Source organism: Mycobacterium sp. IDUB_36 (genome assembly GCF_055419225.1).
Genome location: NZ_JBVAXH010000001.1, coordinates 2,159,396 through 2,174,346 on the forward strand (window position 1 = coordinate 2,159,396; position 14,951 = coordinate 2,174,346).

Consider the following 14,951-nt stretch of genomic DNA (forward strand, 5'->3'; position numbering starts at 1 on the left):
CGTCAAGTGACCTGGTTCAAGGGTTGCCTCACTATTGTCTGGACCAGACCCGGTTGCTAACGTCACCGGCTGAAACCGCCACCCGCCCCGCGAACCGGCCCATGAGGAGTGATCAGCGATGTTGCCGCACGAAGGCCGCTCCGGCGCCGGGACGTCGCCGACCCTCGCCGAGGGGTGGCGCATGCAGCGACTCACCCCGCCGAGTCGGCTGTTCGGCGCCAACGGCCTGCGGACCGGCCCCGACGGCCGGATCTACATCGCCCAGGTGACCGGCAGTCAGATCAGCGCGCTCGACGTCGACACCGGCCGGCTGGAGATCGTCAGCGCCAAGGGCGGCGACATCGTCGCGCCCGACGACGTGGCGTTCGGCCGCGACGGCGATCTCTATGCCACCGAGGTGATGGACGGCCGGGTCAGCGTGCGCGGTGCCGACGGCCACACCCGGGTGCTGCGCGCCGACGTCCCGTCGGCCAACGGCGTCACCGTGCACCAGGACCGGTTGTTCATCGGCGAATGCCGGGAGGGCGGCCGGCTCTTCGAATTCGACCTGGCCGGCGGACCGCCGCGGGTTCTGTTGGACAACGTTCCGTCGCCCAACGCGATGGAGGTCGGTCCGGACGGCAAGCTGTATTTCCCCGTGATGGGTGCCAACGAAATCTGGCGCATCGGTCTCGAGGGTGGCGAGCCCGAAACCGTCGCGACCGGTCTCGGTGTGCCCGACTCGGTGAAATTCGATTCGGCCGGCCAGATCGTCTCCACCCAGGTCCACAGCGGCCAGGTGTTGCGCATCGATCCGCGGACCGGCCGGCAGACCGTGCTCGCCGACCTCAGCCCGGGCCTGGACAACTGCACGTTCGTCGGCGATCGGCTGTTCGTCTCGAATTTCTCCGGCGAGATCACCGAGATCCTCGCCGATGGCACCACCGCGGCCCTGCTGCCCGGTGGCTTGAACTGGCCGCTGGATCTGGCGGTCGGCGCCGACGGCTACCTGTACGTCGCTGACGGCACCTACTTCTACAAGCTGGGCCCGGATCGGACCCTGCAGACGGTGGGCATGCTGTTCAGCCCGGGCTACCCCGGCTTTCTGCGGGGGCTGGCACCGGCGGGGCCCGGCGAGTTCGTCGTCACCACGTCGGGCGGCCAGGTGTCCCGCTACCGCCCCGCCGACGGGGAGAGTGACGTGCTGGCCGATGGATTCGATCAGCTCTACGGGGTGGCGATCGCCGCCGACGGGACGATCGCCGCGGCCGAGCTCGGCACCGGGCGAGTCGTGTCGATCCGGGACGGACGGGTCGAGGTGATCGCGTCCGGGTTGGCCGACCCGATCGGCGTCGCGGTCGGGCCCGACGGCGACTGGCTGGTGTCAGAGGCCGGCGCCGGCCGGGTGATCACGCTCGCCGGTTCCCGACCGCAGACCGTGGCCGCCGAATTCGGTTGTCCACAGGGCATTCTGGTCACCGGACGCCGGTTGTATGTGGTCGACGCCGGCTCCAGGACGTTGGTCGCGGTGAACCTCGACGACGGATCCCGGCAGACCATCGCCGCCGGGCTGCCGCTCGGCGCCGCCCCCGGGGTGACACCCAAGCCGCTGCAAGGCATGCCGCCGTTCTCCGGGCCGCAGGGGCCGTTCGCCGGCATCGCGACGGGACCCGACGGCACGCTGTATGTGTCTGCCGACGCCGACGGCAGCCTGCTGGCCTTCACACCGGACCGGCGCGATGGCTGACCCGGCCGACCACCGCTACCTGCAGGTGGCCCGCGCACTGCGGAAGGAAATCGTCGACGGGGTGTATCCGGTCGGATCCCAACTGCCCACCGAACATCAACTGTGCGAGCGCTTTTCGGTGAGCCGTTACACCGTTCGCGAGGCGCTGCGCCGGCTGCGTGACGACAACCTCGTCGCCTCGCGACCGCGAGCCGGCACCCTCGTGGTGCCACGTCCGTCGTCGGACTCCTACGTCCAAGACGTCGTCTCGATCAACGACCTGCTGGCTTTCGCCACCGGCGCGCAGTTCGCCATCGAATCGACCGGCATGACGATCGTCGACGACGAGCTGGCCAAGCGGACCGGCCTCAACAGCGGCGAAGAGTGGTTGACCGTCAGGGGATTTCGGCGCATCGAGGGCGGTGCGTACCCGGTCTGCCGGACCGAGTACTACATCAACCGGACGTTCGCCGGGGTGGGCCGGCTGCTGCCCCGTCACACCGGTCCGATATTTCCTCTGGTCGAGGACATTTTCGGGGTGAGCATCGTCGAGGTCCGTCAGGAGATCGCCGCGGTACTGATTCCCCCGCCACTGGCCGAACAGCTCAGCGTCGACGCCGGCAGCCCCGGTCTCGAGGTGCACCGCACCTACGCCACCTCCGACGGCGAAATCGCCCAGCTGACCATCAACACACATCCGGCGTCCCGTTTCCGTCACTCGATGACGATGCGACGGGTCCGCGGCTAATCTCACATGCGGCGATGTCGAACACCAGGCTGATCGGTGGACGGGCGGTCCGCTGGGACGACGAGCGGGCCGCCGAAGCCTATGCGCGCGGCTGGTGGGTGCGTGACACGTTGGCCGATGCACTGGCGGACGCCGCGCGATGCACTCCGGAGCGGGTATTGCTGATCGACGGCGAACGCCGAATCGACTGCCACAGCCTGTACACCCAGGCGACCGCACTCGCCGGGGCGATGCTGGAGCGCATCCCGGTCGGCAGCGTGGTGTCCTTCATGTTGCCCAACTGGTCTGAGGCCGCGGTGATTTATCACGCGGCGACGATCGCGGGCATGGTGGTCAACCCGATCCTGCCATCGCTGCGCGATCGCGAGCTGACGTTCATTCTGGGCGATGCGAACACCCGCATGATCTTCGTGCCACGGGTGTTCGGCCGGCACGACTACGCGGCGATGCTCGACCGGGTGGTCGCGCAGCTGGACGACCCGCCGGAAGTCGTCGTCGTTCGTGACGGCGCTCCGCTGCCCGGTGCGCCGGCCGGTGAACTGCCCGGGCTCGATCCCGATGCGGTCCGGATGATTCTCTACACCTCAGGCACCACCGGTCGCCCGAAAGGTGTTCTGCACAGCCATAACTCGCTGCACGCGTTGATCACCCAACTCCGCGATCACTGGCAGGTGCGGCCCGGTGACCGATTCCTGGTCCCCTCCCCGATCGCCCATATCGGCGGTTCCATCTACGCTTTCGAATGTCCGCTACTGCTCGGCACGTCGGCCGTGTTGATGGACCGCTGGAACGCCGACGTCGCGGTCGAACTCATCGGAGAAGAGGGATGCACGCACATCGCCGGGGCGACGCCGTTCCTCGAGCAGTTGCTGGCCTCTGCCGAACGGGCCGGCACCCGACTGCCGGAGCTGAAACTCTTCGTCTGCGGCGGCGCATCGGTCTCGCCGTCGTTGATCCGCAAGGCGGCGGATTACTTCGACCACGCGGCGGTCACCCGGGTGTACGGCTCCACCGAAGTCCCGGTGACCACGGTCGGGGCGCCGATGGATCCTGACCGCGCCGCGGACACCGACGGCCGGCCCGGATTCGCGCGGATCGCCCTACGCGGCGCGGGCGGAGAAATTCACGCCCGCGGCCCGCAAATGCTGGTCGGCTATCTGCATGCCGTCGACGAGGCCGAATCATTCGACGAGGCAGGGTATTTCCGCACCGGCGACCTGGCTCGCTGGGTCGACGACGACTTCCTCGTCGTCACCGGGCGGGCCAAGGACCTGATCATCCGTAATGGCGAGAACATCGCGCCCAAGGAGATCGAGGACATCCTCGCCGACCATCCCGGTGTCGCCGAAGTCGCCGTCGTCGGCCTGCCGGACGGCCGGACCGGCGAGCGGGCCTGCGCCGTCGTCGTTCCCAACGGCCAACCACGGCCCGACGTGGACAGCCTCCGCGTCTTCCTGCAGTCGCAGGGCGTCGCCGTCTTCAAAGCGCCTGAGCAGGTGGTCATCTGGGATGCTCTACCGAGAAACGATGCCGGCAAGGTGCTCAAACACCAGATTCAGGCGGCCCTGACAACGACGGACGGATGACATGCACGTAGCGATCGTGACCGGCGCGACCGGCGGAATCGGATTCGGCTGTGCGACCAAGCTCGCCGAGGCCGGGATGGCAGTGGTGGCGACCGGCCGCAACCAGACCCGGCTCAACGAGCTGGCTGCGGCGATCGGCGACCGTGACCGCATCGCCACGGTGGCAGTCGATCTGACCGACCGCGACGGGCCGGCCCGCGTCGTCCTGGCCGCGGTCGAGCGTTGGGGCCACGTCGACTTCCTGATCAACAACGCCGGGGTGGGCAATCCGACCCCACTGCACGACACCGACGACGAAACTCTCGACTACTTCCTCGACGTGATGCTGAAGGCACCGTTCCGGCTGGCACGAGATGTGCTGCCGCACATGCAACCTGGCTCGGCGATCATCAACATCACCTCGACCTTCGCGGTGGTGGGCGGGCTGCGCGGCGGGCCGTACTCTGCGGCGAAAGGCGGTCTGACGGCGTTGACCACCCACATCGCCGCCCAGTACGGGGCGCACGGCATTCGCTGCAACGCCGTGGCCCCCGGGGTGATCCAGACTCCGATGACCGAGGACCGGTTGCAGGATCCCCGCTTTCGCCGGATCAACACCGAGATGACCCCGCATCAGCGACTGGGCACCGTCGACGACGTGGCCAGCACGGTGGCGTTCCTGTGTTCGCCCGGCGGCAGCTTCATCAACGGCCAGACGATCGTGGTCGACGGTGGCTGGAGTTCGACGAAGTACCTGTCGAAGTATGCGCTGACCTCGGAGTGGATCGCAGAGTGAACCTGTTTGCGTTGCTGGATCAAGCCGCGCAACGCTTTCCGGACCACGGCGCGGTGTACCACGGTCGGCGGCGCTGCTGCACCTGGAGTGAGCTTCGCGAGCGGGTGCTGCGTCTGGCCGGCTCGATCCGGCGCGAACACCCCGCGGGCGCGCGGATCGCGATCGCCAGCGAGAACCGGCCGGAGATCGTGGAGCTGCTGTTCGGGATCTGGGCCGCCGAGTGTGTGGCCGTTCCGATCAACTACAAGCTGCATGCTCGCGAGATGGCGCAGATACTCGACGACGCCGAGGCCGCGCTCGTCTTCGCATCGTCGACGATCGCCGCCCAACTCGATACGCCGGCCGAACCTGTTGATTCCGAGCGGTATTCGCACCGATTCGCTGCGACGACGGCCGCGGCTCCCAGCACCGATCCCTCGACGCCGGCCTGGCTGTTCTACACCAGCGGCACGACCGGTCGGTCCAAGGGCGCCATCCTCACCCACCGCAACCTGATGGCGATGACGGTCGCCCACCTCGCCGACATGGATGCACCGGACCAGGACTGCAGCCTGGTGCACGCCGCGCCGATGTCACACGGGTCGGGCCTCTACATCCCGGCCTACGTCGCGCGAGGTGCCCGGCAGGTGATCTCGGAGCGCGGCGGGTTCGACCCCGACGACTTTCTCGACCTCTGCGGCCATCACCCGGGCAGCAGCGCATTTCTGGCGCCGACCATGGTGCAGCGGGTGATCGAGACGGGACGCCGGCGTCCCGATCAACTGCGGTCGATCATCTACGGCGGCGGACCGATGTACGTGGAGAGCATCAAACAGGCGCTTACGGCATTCGGTCCGGTGTTCGCCCAGATCTACGGGCAGGGCGAATCGCCGATGACCATCACCGGGCTGCGGCGCGCTGACTACCACGGGGCGGACGACGCGATTCTCGGCTCGGTCGGCTATCCACGCTCGGGCACCGAGGTCGCGGTGCTGCGCGACGACGGCACACCCGCCACGGCCGGTGAGATCGGCGAAATCGTCTGCCGCGGTGATGTTGTGATGGCCGGCTATTGGCGCAATCCGGCGGCCACCGAGGAGGCGCTGCGGGACGGCTGGCTGCGCACCGGCGACCTGGGATCGTTCGACGCCCGTGGCTTTCTCACCCTGCATGACCGTTCGAAGGACGTCGTGATCAGCGGCGGCTCCAACATCTATCCGCGCGAGGTGGAAGAGGCGTTGCTCGAACACCCGGGCGTCTCGGAGGCGTGTGTGGTCGGGGCACCCGACCTGGAGTGGGGTGAGGTCGTGGTGGCCTTCGTCGTCCTCGGCGCAGCCGACGAGGTCAGCACGGCCGACCTCGATGCGCATTTGTTGGCCCGCATCGCCCGCTTCAAACGTCCGAAGCGCTACCTGGTGGTGGACGAACTGCCGAAGAACAGCTACGGCAAGGTGCTGAAGAAGGACTTGCGCCAGCAGTTGGTCTGACGTTCAACGGCTTTCGAAATGGCTCCGAATGCCGGAGAGCATCGTGACGTGCGCAGCCACCGCCTCGCGAACGGTGGTGGTGGCGAGCGGCCGGGGTGCGTCGATGCTGAGCCGCTCGGTGAGGCGGGTGCCCGACTCGACGGGCTCGAAGCTCACTGTGCCGGTGAGACGGACCCTGGGAAATTGCCGCGCCTCGGTGGTCACGTCGCCACGGGCCGGTACCTGGACCCGCGCCCAGTAGGTGATGGGTAACACCAACGGCCCCAATGGAATACGGTCGCGCACCCGATAGGTCGTCTGGTAACCGTCGGATAAGCGGTCACGGGAGAGCACCTCGACCGCCACCACCAGGGGATGGAATTCCTTGATGTTGTCCAGGTCGACGTAGAAGTCGCGGACCGCCTCCGGTGGCGCAGGAATCTCTTCACTGAGCGCCTGCTCGGCGTGGGCGATCCAGAGGCTCACGGTTCAGCGCCCGCGGGCCAGCGCCTCGAGGAATGCCGCTATCCGGGAGCCCGTCTCCTCCGATATCCAGCTGGCCGTGACGTCGGCGTCCGCCTCCGCGCCCGCCTCTATCGCGGTGCGAACCGGCTTGTGCAGCTGGGTCTTGGTGGCGGCGTAGGCGGCCGGGGAATACCGACCGAGTTCACGCGCGGTGGCCAGCGCCTGCTCGAGCAGTTCGTCCTTGCCGACCAGTTCGGCGATCCAGCCCCGGGACAGCGCGGTTTCGGCGTCGATTGTCTTGGCCTGCAACGCTGCCCGCGCGGCGGATACGCCCATGGCGTCACGGCAGATCTCCAGCGCCGCCACCGGGAACGGGACACCGACCGAGAGTTCGGTGAGCCCGATCGTCCCGCCGGACATCAGTCGCACGTCGGCGCACATCGCCAGCACGCAGCCACCGGCGATGGCATGTCCGTTGATCGCCGCGATGACCGGCGCGGGGTGGTCGTAGACCGCGAGGAAGGCCTCGGACAACGCGGCGACGAAGCGTTCGGCGTACTCGGTCCCGCCGTCGATCAATGCCCGCAGGTCGACCCCGGCCGAGAAGGCGCGGCCGGCGCCGGTGAGCACGACCGGGCCCGTGACGTCGCGCATCGCGGCGATGATCGCTTCGAGTAACTCCAGGTCGAGAGCATTCACCGGCGCATTGTCGAATCGGACGATCGTCGCGCCGTCGGACACTTCGAGATCTATCACCCGTCTTTCTTACCGTCCTGCCGTCCGCTCCGACGCGGAAGGTCCGAAACCGGCCGTTGACAGTCCGGGCAACCCGCTGACAGAGTGATCGGAGTTTAAACGAAAATGCTGTTCTCATTTAAGGCGACCGGATGACTGCCCCACGCACGCGGCGACGCAGCAAGCTCGCGCCCGATCCTGACGTGCGCCGCACCATTGTCCGCGCGGCCACCGAGACACTGCGCGAAGACGGGGTGCGCGGGCTCAGCGTGGCGGCGGTGCTCGAGCGCGCCGAAATCAGTACCCGCGCGTTCTACCGGCACTTCGATTCGAAAGACGAGGTGGTCGCCGCCGCCTTTCTCGAGCTGGCGCAAGCCGAGCGGCGCCGCCTGCAACGGAGGATGGCGAAGTCCGACCAACCGGTCGAGGCGGTTGCGGCTTGGATCGACGGCCGCCTCGATCTGGCATTCGACGAGCACGTCAGGTCCGACCTGAGGCGGTTGTCCCTGGAGGCGCTGTCGCAGGTGTTCACCTCTCCCGAGCTGATTCAGCCCGCGTTCGAAGAGATGCTCAAGCCGTTGACCGCACAGCTGAGTCGCGGGCTGAGCACCGGTGTGTTCCACGATATCGAACCGGTCAGCGAAGCCCGGTCCATCCAGGCCGTGGTCTGGGCCAGTACGGAACGCCATTGGGCCGCAGGCGATTGCGAACGCTCCGAGGTTCGCAATCGCGCCATTCGGTTCTGCCTGCGCGGACTCGGCGTGCGGGCCACGACGATCGACGACCTCGTCCGAAAATAAGGGAGCAGCAATGGATCTGGGATTGGCTGGAGCGACCGCTGTCGTCACCGGCGGCAGTAAGGGCATGGGACTGGCGATCGCACAGACGCTGGCGGCCGAAGGAGCCAGCGTCGCGGTGATGGCACGCGGCCAAGCCGCCCTAGACTCCGCCGTGGAGTCGCTTCGCGCGGCCGGCGCGCCCGATGCCGTCGGGATCAGCGTCGACATGACCGACGGCGCGTCGATCGCGGCCGGCTTCGACGACGTGTCGAAGCGGTGGGGGCGGTTGAACAGCCTGGTCCACACGATCGGGCCGGGGGACGGATTCTTCGAGGAGATGGACGACGCGGACTGGGATGCCGCCTTCACACTCGGCACCATGTCCGGTGTCCGATCGGTGCGCGCCGCCCTGCCGATGCTGCGCGCCGCGGACTGGGCCCGGATCGTCACGTTGTCGGCGCATTCCATCCAGCGGCAGAGCCCGCGCATCGTCGCCTACACCGCATCGAAGGCAGCACTGTCCAGTGTCACCAAGAACCTGTCGAAAAGCCTTGCCAAGGACCAGATTCTGGTGAACTGCGTGTGTCCGGGGACCATCGTCACCGCGAGCTTCACCGAGAACTTGAAAGACATCCTCGCCGCGGAGGGTCTCGACGCCTCCGACCCGCACGACGTGATGGCGTGGATCGAGAATAATTTCCACCAACCGTGCGATCTCGGGCGCGCCGGGCTTCCTGAAGAGATCGCCTCGATCACCACGTACCTGGCATCGAGACGCAATGGCTACGTCACCGGCGCGACGGTGAACGTCGACGGCGGATCGGACTTCGTCTAGGGGGCGTTGCACCGGCGCGGCCGGGAAGAATAGCATTCTCCTAAACTGCGAATCCGTATTCCAGAGCTCGCGGCGAAGGGAGCTCGATTGACCGAGACGCTGAGTGTGCAGCGGCCCCATGACGGGGTCGTGGTGCTGCACCTGAACCGGCCCGAGCGGCTCAACGCGATCAATGAGGTGATGGTCGACGAGCTCACTCGCACCCTCGCCGAGTTGGGCTCCGACTCTTCGGTCAACGCGGTGGTCATCACGGGTGCCGGACGGGGCTTCTGCTCGGGCATCGATATGCGCGGCTTCGGCCCGCGGCTGCCCGAGGCGGCTGATCCCGCGATCGACAAGTTGCGATTCCAGGAGACGATGGCGGCACTGCCCCAGGCGATCCGGGGCATCCCACAGCCGGTGATCGCCGCGGTGAACGGCCCGTGCGTCGGCGCCGGCCTGGCACTCTGTCTGGCCGCAGACATCAGAATCTGTTCGACTGCAGCGTCATTCGGCAATGGCGCGATCCTGCTCGGCCTGTCCGGCGCCGAGATGGGCATGAGTTACTTCCTGCCGCGCATCGTCGGCGCCAGCGTGGCTGCCGACTGGATGCTGACCGCCCGGATGGTCTCTGCCGAGGAAGCCGACCGCCGGGGCCTGGTCAGCGAGATCGCCGAGCCGGAGGAGCTGGCCGACCGGGCCCTCGAAATCGCCAGTCGGATCGCCGAACTGACGCCGCTGGGCGTCCAACTGACAAAGCGCGCGCTGCAGGTCAACGTCGATGCCGCCGGCCTCGACCCGGCCCTGGAACTCGAGAACCGCAACCAGATCCTCAGTCACGCGACGGAGGAGGCGGCAGCGTTGCGGCAGTCGTGGTCGACATGACAGCGGTGCGGATCGTGAACAGGGGTGGCCTCGGGCCGGGCCTACATTGCGGGATGCTCAGCCGGGGTGCCGACATCCCGGACGGCGCGGATTAAGCGGAGGGACGAACATGGCCTGGGACTTCTCCACCGACCCGGAATGGGCGGAACAACTCCGATGGGTCGACGAGTTCGTGCGCGCGGAGTGCGAACCAATCGACCTGATCATCAAGGAATCTCACGATCTCAACGATCCGGTGCGCCAAGCGCTGATACCGCCCCTGCAGACAATCGTCAAAGAACGCGGTCTGTGGGCCACCCACCTGGGTCCACACCTGGGCGGACCCGGCTACGGCCAGGTGAAACTCGCGTTGCTCAACGAGATCCTGGGACGGTCGGAGTGTGCACCGATCGTTTTCGGCTCCCAGGCACCGGATTCGGGGAACAGCGAGATCCTGGCCCACTACGGCACTCCCGAACTCAAACGCCGTTATCTCGAGCCGCTACTGGACAACCGGATCATCTCCTGTTTCTCGATGACCGAGCCGCAGGGCGGCGCCGATCCGAAGGTGTTCACCACGACCGCCACCCGAGACGGTGACCACTGGGTGATCAACGGTGAGAAGTGGTACTCGTCGTTCGCATCGATGGCGTCGTTCATCATCGTGATGGCGATGACCGACCCGGAAGCTTCTCCGTACCAACGGTATTCGATGTTCGTCCTGCCGGCCGGCACCCCGGGCATCAACGTGCTGCGCGATGTCGGTCTCGGCTATCAACCGCTCGGGGGCGGCGGCCGGGAAGGGTACGTCCGCTACGAAAACGTGCGGGTGCCCGACGATCACATGCTCGGGCCGCGCGGAGGCGCGTTCGCGGTGGCGCAGACCCGGCTCGGCGGCGGGCGCATCCACCACGCCATGCGCACGGTGGGATTGGTGCGCCGCATCTACGACATGATCTGCGAACGAGCGGTGTCGCGGTACACCCAGGGCAGTGTGCTGGCCGACAAGCAGATGGTCCAGGAGATGGTCGCGGACTCGTGGATGGAGATCGAAGCGTTCCGACTGCTGACGCTGCAGACCGCCTGGAAAATCGATCAGTTCAACGACTATCAGGCGGTGCGAGGAGACATCTCGGCGGTCAAGGCGATGATGCAGAAGGTCCTGCACGACGTGTCCGCCCGGGCGTTGCAGATTCACGGCTCCCTGGGGACGTCGCATGAGATGCCGTTCGTGCAGTACCTCACCGAGTCTTTCGTCCTGGGGTTGGCCGACGGACCCACCGAGGTTCACAAGGTCACGTTGGCCAGGCTCCTACTCAAGGACTGCAAGCCATCACCCGACGTGTTCCCCTCGGAGCACATCCTGCGCCTGCGAGAAGCGGCGGAGGAGAAATTCGCCGACAAGCTCGCCGGTATTCCGCGCGACTGAGCCTGAACACGTTGCGGGGCAAGTCGATCAGCGGGCCGGTTCAGCGTAACCACCCGATTTCCCGCAGGAATGGCTGCGTGTGGGCGATGCGTCCGGTCATCGTTGTGGGATCTGCCGTGACGAGCGCGAACGCGGTCTCGGTGATCAGTTCGATGCCTTCGGTATCGGCCTTGGCCAGGTCCAGTGCCCCCGCCCCCTCGGTGGCCACCGGGTTGGACGGGGCGGCGGCGTTCACCGCAATACCGTCGTCATACAGTTCCGCGGCAAGGCTTTTGGTGAGCCGGTTCAGCGCCGCCTTGACAGTGCCGTAGACACCGAAGCCGGCGGAGCGGTCGAACTCGGAAAACGGTGGACCGTCGGGCAGGTCACCACCGACGGACGTCACGTTGAGCACCCACCCGCGACCACGCTCGCGCATCGCCGGGATCGCGAGCTGCGTCAGATGCAGCGGCGCCAGCACATGCATGTCGATCATCAGCCTCGCGCGCCGTTCTGGAAACTCGTCGAGCGGGCGCAGGAATGTCACGGCGGCGTTGTTCACCAGAATGTCTGGCGCCCCCGCCTTCTCGACCAGCTCCGCGAACAGGCGCTCGCGCTCCTCGGATTGCGAGAGATCAGCCTGGATGGCGACCGCGGATCCGCCGGCAGCGGTGATCTCCTGGAGTGTCTGGCGCAGCGATCCGTGGTACTTCGGATCGGGTTCCAGCGTGCGCGCCGTAAGCCCGACCGTCGCGCCCTCGGCGGCCAGGCGTTTCGCGATCGCCTTACCCAGTCCGCGGCTGGCGCCCGTCACCAGCGCGACCTTGCCGTCGCACGCTCCCGTCATCGCTGGACCTCTTCCCTGCAATGGAGACGCCTTCTCATTCAAAGAGAATGCCGTTTCCAGATGCCGAAGTAAATGGCCTTCTCCATGGAAGCGACCACGCTGCGGACTGAGCTGGACCTGAGTGCGAGTTGGCGGCAGCCCAGGCTCCTGGATGGGGCGACATCCCAGGTGCTCGCGGTAACCGATCCGGCGGCGACGCTGTGAACTGCACTTCTTTGCCCTACTGACGGACTGTCAATAGTCTGGCAGTTTCCTGTCAACCTGAGAGAACCCCAAGATTTTGTATTGACTTTCTATATTACTGCTGAGTAATCTCCCGTGACGTTACTCACAAGTAACAACACGCCCGCCCTGAATCACACATACGACTCGTAGGAGAAAGACCTATGCATAATCGCTTGATACTGGCCGGCTTGGCGGCCACGGGCGGGTTGTTCACCACTGCATTCCTGCAGGTGGCCGTCGCTGCGGCGGACACCAACGCGGCCGCAGCCGCCGGGGCCGATGCGTTCACCATCGGTGGCTATACCTTCGACCCGCAGTTGGCGGCCGGCGGCGAGGGCTTCGATTCCGTCGCCCAGCTGACATCGTCACCCCCGCTGCTGGAACTCGGCGGCGGAACAGCACTCGGGCTGCCGCTCGCCACTCAAGACTTCAACGTCTATGACCCCACCAGTGGCACCGAGGTGGGCAGCATCACCGGTAACGAGACCATCGCCAGCCTGTTCGGTTTCACCAACGGTGAATTCACCGTCGCCAGCGTCGACCCGATCGGGAGCGCCACCGATGCGAACCTGCCGACCGTCGGTTCGGTGTACGACGTGTTCAACCTGGGCAACGGGTACGAAAACGTCTACGTCGCCACTCCGGACGTCACCGTCGACGGTGTCACCACGCCGGGCACCGTGACCGACACATTCGTGACGCCGTTCGGCAGCCAGGATCTCAGCTCCCTGTTCACCTTCAACGCCGCCGACCCGCTCAACCCCGCCGATGCCTTCACCGGTCTCGATGTCAGCGGAATCAGCGGCGCCTCAGACGCTTTCAGCATCGGCGGATTCACACTCGATCCCCTGCTCACCGACCAACTCACCGGCGCCGTCAGTGGCGGCGAGGGCTTCAACACCGTTGCGCCGCTCGCGACCGTTGCGCCGTTGCTACAGATCGGCGGGGGATCGATCGGCGGCCCAGCCACCGGTAGCCTCGCCTTCCAGGATTTCGAGGCCTACAGCGGTAGTGGTTCGAGTGCGACCGAGATCGGCACCGTCAACACCGGGGTCGACGTGACAAACCTGTTGGGTATCACCAACACTCAGCTGTTCGTCACCAGTGTCACACCGACCGGCGATGCCACCACCGGTCTGCCGACGCAGGGCACCGTGTTGGACGCGATGAACTTCGGCCACGGGTACGAGAACGTCTACACCGCCACCCCCGATGTCACCACCGACGGCGTCACGACACCTGGCACCGTCACCGACACCCTGGTGACCCCGTACGGCAACATCAACCTCGATTCGCTGTTCGGCAACATCAACGTCGCCAATCCTCTCGACCCGGGTGACGCGCTCACCGGTCTGCAGGCCGGCGACGGTGCCATCGGTGCCGATGCCTTCAGCCTCGGCGGATTCACCTTCGACCCGACGCTGACCGCGGGCGGCGCCGAGGGCTTCACCCCGGTGGCGCAACTGCTCGGCGCGCCTCCACTGCTGGACCTGGGCGGCGGTACGCCGACCATCTTCGGTATCACGTTGTCGCTGGCCGAGCAGGACTTCAACGTCTACGACGGCACCACGGCGGCCGACCAGATCGGCAGCATCACCACCAACGATCAGGTGACCAACCTGCTTGGTCTGGTGAACACCGAGTTCACCGTCACCGGTGGCTCGTTGCTCGCGGGCGCTCCGGCCGACGCGGCTCTTCCGGTCGACGGCTCGGTCTACGACGTGCTGAATCTCGGCGGCGGATTCGAGAACATCTACACCGCCATCCCGGGCCTGGACGGCGCGGCCGCCCAGATCAGCGACGTCCTGGCAACGCCATTCGGAAACCTCGACCTGGGCGATCTGTTCGGCGGCATCGACGCCACCTCGTTGCTGAACCCGGGCGACGCGTTCGGCGCCTTGGCCACCGGCCTCACCGAAGCACTGGGCGGCGCGGCCAACACGGTCGATCCGCTGGCCTTCCTCGGCCTGTAGGTCCAACCAGCACCACCCGTACGTCCCAGGTCCTCATGGGCCTGGGACGTACGGCGTTCCAGCCGGGCCGGAGGCCGTCACTGCGACATGAACCGTCGCGCCGCGGCGGCTCCAGCACTTCTCATCCGCTGCGAAACCCGCAGCGAAAAGACAGGATTGAAGATGTCCTCGCGCAGGCGCGTGAGCTTCGAGGTCTTGATCTGCCAGCGTCCGTCGACCTTTTCGTAGGTCTCGTGGTAATGGCCGTAACCGTTCAGATTCAGACCGGGCGCGAGGCGCACCACGTCCTGAAGGGCCCACACACCTCGGGCGGTGGTCGCCGACGTCAGTTCGATCTCGGGTGCATGAACCTGGTGGACCGTGGGCTGGGACGGCTTGCCCAGCGTCTTGCGAATGTAGGCGACGAACTCGTCTGCTCCGACGATGACCTGTCCGCCCGCCGCACTGGTGTCGCTGACGAAGTCACCGGTGAAGATCTCGCGCCACGCCTGCCAGTTCTTGGTGTCCAGATGACGGCAGTAGCGGGCCTTCAACTGTTTGATGGCTTCGATCTCCAGAACCTCGGTGGCAGCATCCATGCCG

At 66.6% G+C, this 14,951-nt stretch carries 14 protein-coding genes; 10 read left to right on the plus strand and 4 right to left on the minus strand.

What is annotated here, in order from left to right; genetic code table 11:
* The first annotated feature begins 118 nt into the window (after positions 1-118).
* From ACZYW1_RS10555 to ACZYW1_RS10575, 5 genes are read left to right on the plus strand one after another with little or no spacing between them, the layout of a single operon-like run.
* Positions 119-1,726 carry an SMP-30/gluconolactonase/LRE family protein gene (locus ACZYW1_RS10555; RefSeq protein ID WP_463785541.1) on the plus strand — a complete coding sequence of 536 codons (1,608 nt, stop codon included), beginning with the start codon at positions 119-121 and terminating at the stop codon, positions 1,724-1,726.
* Positions 1,719-2,453 (plus strand): GntR family transcriptional regulator, encoded by a 735-nt coding sequence (locus ACZYW1_RS10560; protein WP_463785543.1) that lies wholly within the window; start codon positions 1,719-1,721, stop codon positions 2,451-2,453. The genes ACZYW1_RS10555 and ACZYW1_RS10560 overlap by 8 nt, the downstream gene beginning before the upstream one ends.
* 14 nt (positions 2,454-2,467) lie before the next feature.
* The gene (locus ACZYW1_RS10565; RefSeq protein WP_463785544.1) at positions 2,468-4,039 is read left to right on the plus strand and encodes an AMP-binding protein; all 1,572 of its coding nucleotides are present in this window, start codon (positions 2,468-2,470) and stop codon (positions 4,037-4,039) included.
* Position 4,040: 1 nt separating this feature from the next.
* Complete coding sequence (locus tag ACZYW1_RS10570) at positions 4,041-4,814, plus strand: SDR family NAD(P)-dependent oxidoreductase (protein ID WP_463785546.1); 774 nt, start codon at positions 4,041-4,043, stop codon at positions 4,812-4,814.
* A complete protein-coding gene (locus tag ACZYW1_RS10575) occupies positions 4,811-6,280 on the plus strand; it encodes an AMP-binding protein (protein WP_463785548.1) in 1,470 nt (489 codons plus the stop codon). Before ACZYW1_RS10570 ends, ACZYW1_RS10575 begins: the two co-directional genes overlap by 4 nt.
* A 3-nt stretch (positions 6,281-6,283) precedes the next feature.
* Here the strand turns inward: ACZYW1_RS10575 and ACZYW1_RS10580 are convergent, their stop codons facing one another.
* Positions 6,284-6,745, minus strand: coding sequence for an SRPBCC family protein (locus ACZYW1_RS10580; protein ID WP_463785550.1), 462 nt, complete (start codon positions 6,743-6,745; stop codon positions 6,284-6,286).
* Between the two features lie 3 nt (positions 6,746-6,748).
* The gene (locus ACZYW1_RS10585) at positions 6,749-7,480 is read right to left on the minus strand and encodes an enoyl-CoA hydratase/isomerase family protein (RefSeq protein ID WP_463785552.1); all 732 of its coding nucleotides are present in this window, start codon (positions 7,478-7,480) and stop codon (positions 6,749-6,751) included.
* A 131-nt stretch (positions 7,481-7,611) separates the two neighbouring features.
* Between ACZYW1_RS10585 and ACZYW1_RS10590 the strand changes: the two genes are divergently transcribed.
* The 4 genes from ACZYW1_RS10590 (at position 7,612) to ACZYW1_RS10605 (ending at position 11,345) form a co-directional block, all read left to right on the plus strand.
* On the plus strand, positions 7,612-8,259 hold the full coding sequence (locus ACZYW1_RS10590; protein ID WP_463785554.1) for a TetR/AcrR family transcriptional regulator: 648 nt from the start codon (positions 7,612-7,614) through the stop codon (positions 8,257-8,259).
* Positions 8,260-8,269: 10 nt separating this feature from the next.
* Positions 8,270-9,073: an SDR family NAD(P)-dependent oxidoreductase gene (locus ACZYW1_RS10595; protein ID WP_463785556.1), complete on the plus strand. Its 804-nt coding sequence runs from the start codon at positions 8,270-8,272 to the stop codon at positions 9,071-9,073.
* A gap of 87 nt (positions 9,074-9,160) precedes the next feature.
* Positions 9,161-9,937, plus strand: coding sequence for an enoyl-CoA hydratase/isomerase family protein (locus ACZYW1_RS10600; RefSeq protein ID WP_463785558.1), 777 nt, complete (start codon positions 9,161-9,163; stop codon positions 9,935-9,937).
* A 109-nt stretch (positions 9,938-10,046) separates the two neighbouring features.
* Entirely contained in the window at positions 10,047-11,345 is a 1,299-nt protein-coding gene (locus ACZYW1_RS10605; RefSeq protein ID WP_463785560.1) for an acyl-CoA dehydrogenase family protein, read from the plus strand.
* A 40-nt stretch (positions 11,346-11,385) separates the two neighbouring features.
* On the opposite strand, the gene ACZYW1_RS10610 is transcribed toward ACZYW1_RS10605, so the two are convergent.
* Positions 11,386-12,171 (minus strand): SDR family NAD(P)-dependent oxidoreductase, encoded by a 786-nt coding sequence (locus ACZYW1_RS10610; protein ID WP_463785562.1) that lies wholly within the window; start codon positions 12,169-12,171, stop codon positions 11,386-11,388.
* Between the two features lie 386 nt (positions 12,172-12,557).
* On the opposite strand from ACZYW1_RS10610, the gene ACZYW1_RS10615 reads away from it, so the two are divergent.
* The gene (locus tag ACZYW1_RS10615; RefSeq protein WP_463785563.1) at positions 12,558-14,369 is read left to right on the plus strand and encodes a hypothetical protein; all 1,812 of its coding nucleotides are present in this window, start codon (positions 12,558-12,560) and stop codon (positions 14,367-14,369) included.
* 77 nt (positions 14,370-14,446) lie between these two features.
* Here ACZYW1_RS10615 and ACZYW1_RS10620 read toward each other — a convergent pair whose 3' ends face one another.
* Positions 14,447-14,947 carry a nuclear transport factor 2 family protein gene (locus ACZYW1_RS10620; protein WP_463785565.1) on the minus strand — a complete coding sequence of 167 codons (501 nt, stop codon included), beginning with the start codon at positions 14,945-14,947 and terminating at the stop codon, positions 14,447-14,449.
* Positions 14,948-14,951: the final 4 nt, after the last annotated feature.

Excerpts from the sequence above, each read along its gene's own strand:
- ACZYW1_RS10555 (WP_463785541.1), top strand. The coding sequence starts at position 119 with ATGTTGCCGCACGAAGGCCGCTCCGGCGCCGGGACGTCGCCGACCCTC.
- ACZYW1_RS10560 (WP_463785543.1), top strand. The coding sequence starts at position 1,719 with ATGGCTGACCCGGCCGACCACCGCTACCTGCAGGTGGCCCGCGCACTG.
- ACZYW1_RS10565 (WP_463785544.1), top strand. The coding sequence starts at position 2,468 with ATGTCGAACACCAGGCTGATCGGTGGACGGGCGGTCCGCTGGGACGAC.
- ACZYW1_RS10570 (WP_463785546.1), top strand. The coding sequence starts at position 4,041 with ATGCACGTAGCGATCGTGACCGGCGCGACCGGCGGAATCGGATTCGGC.
- ACZYW1_RS10590 (WP_463785554.1), top strand. The coding sequence starts at position 7,612 with ATGACTGCCCCACGCACGCGGCGACGCAGCAAGCTCGCGCCCGATCCT.
- ACZYW1_RS10595 (WP_463785556.1), top strand. The coding sequence starts at position 8,270 with ATGGATCTGGGATTGGCTGGAGCGACCGCTGTCGTCACCGGCGGCAGT.
- ACZYW1_RS10605 (WP_463785560.1), top strand. The coding sequence starts at position 10,047 with ATGGCCTGGGACTTCTCCACCGACCCGGAATGGGCGGAACAACTCCGA.
- ACZYW1_RS10610 (WP_463785562.1), bottom strand. The coding sequence starts at position 12,171 with ATGACGGGAGCGTGCGACGGCAAGGTCGCGCTGGTGACGGGCGCCAGC.
- ACZYW1_RS10615 (WP_463785563.1), top strand. The coding sequence starts at position 12,558 with ATGCATAATCGCTTGATACTGGCCGGCTTGGCGGCCACGGGCGGGTTG.
- ACZYW1_RS10620 (WP_463785565.1), bottom strand. The coding sequence starts at position 14,947 with ATGGATGCTGCCACCGAGGTTCTGGAGATCGAAGCCATCAAACAGTTG.